This is a genomic window from Nostoc sp. 'Peltigera membranacea cyanobiont' 232 (assembly GCF_002245985.1).
In the GTDB taxonomy this organism is placed as follows: Bacteria; Cyanobacteriota; Cyanobacteriia; order Cyanobacteriales; family Nostocaceae; genus Nostoc.
Window position 1 is genome coordinate 1 of sequence record NZ_NOLK01000256.1, and the last position, 6,609, is coordinate 6,609.

4 protein-coding genes are annotated in these 6,609 nt (G+C 41.6%); 1 reads left to right on the forward strand and 3 read right to left on the reverse strand.

What is annotated here, in order from left to right:
* Positions 1-50 precede the first annotated feature (50 nt).
* A complete protein-coding gene (gene nadB, locus CDG79_RS38135; RefSeq protein WP_094346712.1) occupies positions 51-1,727 on the forward strand; it encodes an L-aspartate oxidase in 1,677 nt (558 codons plus the stop codon).
* A 166-nt stretch (positions 1,728-1,893) separates the two neighbouring features.
* Here the strand turns inward: nadB and CDG79_RS38140 are convergent, their stop codons facing one another.
* The 3 genes from CDG79_RS38140 to CDG79_RS38150 form a co-directional block, all read right to left on the reverse strand.
* Positions 1,894-2,130: a hypothetical protein gene (locus CDG79_RS38140; RefSeq protein ID WP_094346711.1), complete on the reverse strand. Its 237-nt coding sequence runs from the start codon at positions 2,128-2,130 to the stop codon at positions 1,894-1,896.
* A gap of 751 nt (positions 2,131-2,881) precedes the next feature.
* Positions 2,882-5,086, reverse strand: coding sequence for a CHASE2 domain-containing protein (locus CDG79_RS38145; protein ID WP_094346713.1), 2,205 nt, complete (start codon positions 5,084-5,086; stop codon positions 2,882-2,884).
* A gap of 564 nt (positions 5,087-5,650) precedes the next feature.
* Positions 5,651-6,607 carry a vitamin K epoxide reductase family protein gene (locus tag CDG79_RS38150; RefSeq protein ID WP_223278599.1) on the reverse strand — a complete coding sequence of 319 codons (957 nt, stop codon included), beginning with the start codon at positions 6,605-6,607 and terminating at the stop codon, positions 5,651-5,653.
* Between the last annotated feature and the right edge of the window lie 2 nt (positions 6,608-6,609).

Genomic DNA, 6,609 nt, shown 5'->3' on the forward strand with positions numbered 1-6,609 from the left:
CCCCTGCTCCCTCTGCTCCCCTGCTCCCTCTTCCCCCCTCCCTCATTACCTTGTCTCAGATAGATATTCCTAGCCAATTTGATGTCTTAGTAGTCGGCGCTGGTGCTGCTGGACTATACACGGCGCTGTGTCTACCAGAGTCTTTGCGAGTCGGTTTGATTACCAAAGAAACTGTTGCTTTGTCTGCCAGTGATTGGGCGCAAGGTGGTATTGCCGCAGCCGTTTCCCCAGAAGATTCTCCCACGCTACACATTGAAGATACGATCCTGGCAGGTGCAGGTTTGTGCGATCGCAATGCTGTAGAATTTCTCGCCCAACTTGCCCCTAACTGCATTCAATCCCTAGTTAACTTGGGGGTTGCTTTTGACCGTCATGGTCAAGCCTTGGCTTTAACTTTAGAAGCTGCCCATTCTCGCAACCGCGTTCTCCATGCTGCGGACACCACAGGGAGAGAAGTTACCACCACCCTCACCACCCAAGTATTACGTCGCCCGAATATCCAAGTCATTCAGCAAGCTTTAGCTTTAAGTTTGTGGATTGAACCCGAAACCGATCGCTGTCAGGGAATAAGCCTGTTTTATCAAGGAAAAATCACATGGGTAAGGGCTAGTGCTGTGATATTGGCAACTGGCGGCGGCGGTCAGGTATTTGCCCAAACCACTAACCCGGCGGTGAGTACGGGTGATGGAGTGGCGATCGCATATCGGGCTGGGGTCATCCTCCGCGATTTGGAATTTGTCCAATTTCATCCCACAGCCTTGACTAAACCTGGTGCCGATCGCTTTCTGATTAGCGAAGCTGTCCGCGGCGAGGGCGCACACCTTGTTGATAACGAAGGGCGGCGTTTTGCTTTTGACTACCATCCTGCGGGTGAACTCGCACCCAGAGATGTAGTCAGTAGAGCAATTTTCAGCCATTTACAACGTACCGCAGTTGATTTGGCGACTGCCCATGTGTGGTTGGATATGCGCCCGATCCCTGCGGACAAGATTCGTCACCGCTTTCCCAACATCATCAAAGTTTGTCAGCATTGGGGAGTTGATGTTTTCCACGAACCAATTCCTGTAGCGCCTGCTGCTCATTACTGGATGGGTGGGATTGTCGCGGATCTAATGAATCGCACAAATATTAAAAGTTTGTATGCAGTGGGTGAAACTGCTAGCACCGGAGTACATGGGGCAAATCGTCTTGCCAGTAATTCTCTGCTGGAGTGTATTGTGTTCGGGGCCCAAATGAGCCAAATTGAGCTAGAAAATATTGGGTTGCCCTCAGAAATACCAGTGTTACCATCACGTAAATTTAGTGTTGATGCTAGCGAGGGAAACATCCAGCAAGCACAGCTAGAAGCACTCAGAGAGAAGTTACCGCGTCTGGTGTGGGAAAATGCTGGTATTTGTCGGGAGCAATCAAAGTTGGAAACTGCGATCGCCACTGTCGAATCTTGGCAGCAAGATTTTGCTGCCTTGCCTTTAAGTCAATTCTTGGTTGCTTTACGTCCAGCAGAACCAGCTAATTTTGACCTACCAGATGTTGAACGGCAATTGCGACTTTGGGCAGAAACCCGCAATTTATTAGATGTGGCTAATTTAATTCTCAAAAGTGCTGCTTTTAGAACCGAAAGCCGAGGTGGACACTACCGTTTAGACTATTCGCAACCAGACCCAAATTGGCAAGTTCATACCCTTGTACAAACACATCATTGGTGGAAATCTTCACTATTATCTTGAATAAATTACCCTTGGCATTTTCCAAGGTAAGAGACTCACTAAAGACTATAGATGCCCTCCCAAGAGCGATGGCATATCTCCAAGCATAAAGATGTGGTGTCTAAGACACGATCTACACGAACGCGCTACTTTACCACAATCTAAAATTTAAAATCCAAAATGGTCATCAGCGAGTGCCGCTACCATGCTGACTGTCAGGGCCACCATAATTTGGTGGGATATATGTGTCTTTTAAATTTTGAGAACTGACTTGATGGGTCATTGAAGTATTGTTGCTAGTAGCACCACCAGTATTAGCACTTGCAGTACTAGATATACCCGTGTAAGCGGCAATTTTCGGTATTAGTATGTAAGCACTTATACATAATATCATGATTTTTGTGATTCGGAAGTTAGTTTTCATAGACTCGGTAATTTTACTAGTTTTGACTTTTAAAGGTGATTTTATTTTTTAACGTGTATTTACTTATATTGATGAGAAAAATATTTTAACTTTATTAAATTATTGCTAGTGGTTTACAACTAATCGTGGTATTCACTTGTACAACAATTTTAATTTGCTGGTATTAAATAATTCCTATACTTAAGAAATATTCTTAATGAACCGTTTTTACATCAGTCTAAAGTTAGATATGTTGATAAATCACTGTAAGCTTTTTATCTACTTCACTATTTATTAATAATATCTTAATGCTTTTAAGTATAAACACTATGCCTGCTGAATAGCGAGTTTGTCAAATATAAAATAATACTTAATCCCTTGTATAGTTAAGTTTTTATCAAAGTAAAGAGATATAAAGACAGAATAATATAATTGTTATATTGCAAGGGTTTAAAAAAGTATAGGAATACAAAAGACCGTAATAGCACTATTAAGTATAAGTATGATTTTGACAGTAAAAATAATTATGCAAAGATATTTTTTTCCTAATTACTTCTAAGAACTAATTTCTTGCTTACCTATATTATTAGTTTTGGTTATCAGGTCAAAAAGCCTTGCTAACTCTATATCTTGACTAAAAAACCATCTCTAGACATATACACAATGCTTTTTCAAGACCGTACCTTGCATGTGTTTAAAATCCAAATTCCGAATTTTAAGGTAAAAATTTTTACTAAAAAAAGAAAAATCTGGAGACTTGACCCTTGACTAATTAAGCAAACTCGTATCGATTTTTACCCAGATGCTTTGCCCGATACATTGCTGCATCTGCTTGCTTCATCAAAGTTTCACTGTCTTGACTGTTGTATGGGTAGACACTAATGCCAATACTGGCAGAGATTCGGATTGCATAGCCATCCAAAACAATTGGCTTAGTAATACTGCTTAAGATTTTTTCGGCGACCTTAGCCGCTATTTGGACGTTAGGAATTGCCCGTAAAATTATAGTAAATTCATCGCCGCCCAAACGAGAAACTGTATCACTAGCGCGTAAAGAGTTGCTCAGTCTTTCAGCGATAGTCATTAGCAAGCGATCGCCCGTCTCGTGCCCCAGAGTATCATTGACTTGCTTAAAGCCATCTAGATCGATGAACAGCAGTCCCAGCAAGAGGTTATTGTGTTGCGCCCAATTTAACGACTCATAAAGTTGTTCGGCAAAAAATTTGCGATTGGATAAACCGGTCAAGGGGTCGTGATACGCTAAATAACGCAAGTGGTCTTCTTTGAGTTTTAATTCATTGTTAGAGCGGAATAGTTCAGCAGCAGTCCGCTTGAGTTGTTCCTCCATCAGCTTGCGCTGAGTAATATCTCGGATAACCCCAACTAAAAAGAAATTGCCAGCTGAGTCTTTGTGGAGCGATCGCTTAGTGGCAATTTGATGAGTCTGTCCATCTGCATTTGTAAATTCTTCTTCATGTTCCTGGGGTTTTTGAGTCCGAAATACAAGATCGTCCTGTTGTCGAAACACATCAGCCTCATGTTTAGGGAAAAAGTCATAGTCTGACTTTTCAATTAATAACTTATTCGGATAACCGATAAATCGACAATACGCCTCATTTAAAACAATCCACTGGTGTTGTTCATTTTTCACAAAAATTGGATCGGGAATCGTGTTAATGACGTGATGCAAAAATTCTTTGGAACGTTTCCACTCTTCCTGCATGTGGGCAATATGACTGGTCATCCATATAGCTGAACTGCCAAAGCTAAACAGTGAGGGAATGAGTGGTATCCACCAACCATACAAAAAAGCAAGGTATGCACTCAGGGTCAATACAAAACAAGAAACTAAGATACTGAGCAGACCTCTCGTTGCGTGTAGTATCCGCCATGTAGTCACGGCTCCTAGATAAGACCAGACAAAAATCCACAAATCTTCTACTAAGTCAGGCCAGACCTTGAGTAAGGGCCGTCCACCAAGAGCTGCTGAGATTAACTCACTAATAAAATAAGCTTGCAGTTGAATACCAGGTACAGGCTTTGCCGTACCCATTAGACTACTGGAATAGGGAATGAATACAAAATCTTGGAGACTGGGTGCGGTGGAGCCAATGAGTACGATCCGATCTTTGATTAAGTTTTCTTTAACTTTATCTGCCAGTACATCTCTCATCGATACCTGGCGAAAATTACACAATACTTTAGATGAACCTTGACATTTGGGTTTGGGAAAATTGGTCAAAAGTTGGTAGCCTCTGTCGTCAGCTCCCACATAAGCACCATCATTAGCCTCAAAACGAGTAAATGCTGCTTTACCTAATTGCAAATACTCAGGGTTGTTTTTTGCTTTGGTGGGGATAATTCCCTTTGACTTTAAATACAATAAAGCCAACTTCAAAGCAAAACTTTCGTGTGGCTGATTATCAACGTACCAATACAACAAACTGCGACGTACTTTACCATCAAGATCGTACAGCAGGTTATTAAAGCCCACTTGATTCTGATTCAGTCCCTGTGGAGGCAAAACACTAATGTTTTTGTTTTTGTCATTTGTCAATAGCTCAATACCAATTAAGTTGGTCATTGACTTATAAACATTACGCAGTTCTTGGTTCCCTGGCTCTACTGGCAAATTTCTGTAGATATCTAAGCCAACAGCAAGGGGTTTGTGGACATTTAATTTTTGCAACAGCTGGGCAATCTTCGTATCTGGAATCGGCCACGAACGTATTTCGTTTAAATAGGATTCATCAATCACTACAATCGTAATCCGCTCTTCTGGCGGTTCATTTGGACGTAAGCGAAAAAATTGATCCAAAGCTGCCAACTCCAAAGATTGCAATAATCCGATGGAGTGCAAAAGCAGAACGCAGACTGCTACGCTGACGGCAGTAATCAATTCTCTGTGTCCTCGACTAAGCGATTGTTTGAGTCTAAAGATTAACTTTACAAAACGCTTGTCTAGCTGCTGATTCATTCCCATTACCTAGTGGGGAGAAATATTCTCTATTTCCTATAGATATTAACTATCGGACTAACATAGCTCAAAGGAGAGTTCAATAGAGTTTCTAAAAGTTTTTTCAACTCAGCAAGGTTCTTAAAGACATCCTGGTATAGGATTCCGATTTGATTTCTGAAAACATCCTAAGACTGGAAAGCCCCTTTTATAAGGGTTTCATCTGAAATCTTGTTCAAAAATCAGATATGAGTCCTATGCTTGTGAATGGATCGCCATATATTCAGGCTAATTATCTTACAAAACGGCAACTGGGACTTTTTTGGCTATCGGCACAAATTAAGTATAAATCTTGATTAATTTCCTTGAGCTTTAGGTGTTTGCGGATAAAAGCCACAGGAGAATTGGTTATTGGGTATTGGACAACACCTATTATCTATTACCAAAAACAAAAAAGCCAATTGGAAACAGACTTTGCTGTATTCATCCAGTTGGCTGTACTCAAGACTCTTGATCTGGGATGTGAACTACACCTTATCGCTAGCTCAGTGTAGACCATAGCTGAGACTTGTTGAAGGTAAGTAACTACTTGAAATACTTGAAGTTCCGAGACCCTGTGTAAGCAGAAGCTTTTGCTAGTTCCTCTAAATTTTGGACTCCACTATAGCTTTTCCCATTAACGATCCAAGTGGGGAAGCCTTCAATTTTTGCGGACTTACATAGTTCAGTTTGAGCATTGAGTCCTTCGGGAGCGCACTCTACCTTAACATCTTTGTTGATTATTTCCTCGGCTTCTTTACCAAAAAGCATCTTTTGTTCATGGCAGTGAGGACACCAGTAAGCACTGTATTCCTTTGCGCCTATCTTTGCTAGATGGCTTGCTAAGGCTATTTCTGCCTCACCAGAAGTAGTAGTAACTTCCCAACCGAAGGCTGGGTTAGGGTCTCCTTTGGAATTAAAGGTAATTTTAACGGGTTGTCCAGGAGTTCCAGGTGTAACATTTGATTGATTCACGCCAGCATAAACGCCTAAAGTGCCAATCAGCGTTACCATCCCCACAATTAGGGCAGTAAATAAGATTTGTCCAATATCCTCCCAAGTGCGACCCATAATTGTTAGTACCAAAAGACTCACAGAGAACAAAGCTGAACCGATACAGTAAGGACAAATAGCTTTAATTTGAGATGCTAACACGTACATTAAGTAGCCGCTAAAGACAGACATAGCGATCGCACCCGCTAGCAGCAGCAACCACGTCCAATTCTCCAATTGTTTGCGGTTATTGTTTTCTCCTGAGTTTAATACCAAGGGAGCCAAAGCAAATATCACCATACTGGTGTATGCCAAAAACCCAAACAAAGCTAATGGCTGACCAAAAACCGTTGCCCAAGGACTGGAAAGCACATCATTACAGCCCTTAGCACCAGCCTGTGCTACACAAGCTGCACTGCCTCCTGTTAACTTTTCTATGGTTAGATAACCTGTTGTTAGGGCACCACATCCAGCGATCGCGGCAATCAATGGACGTGACCATTTATGAATCC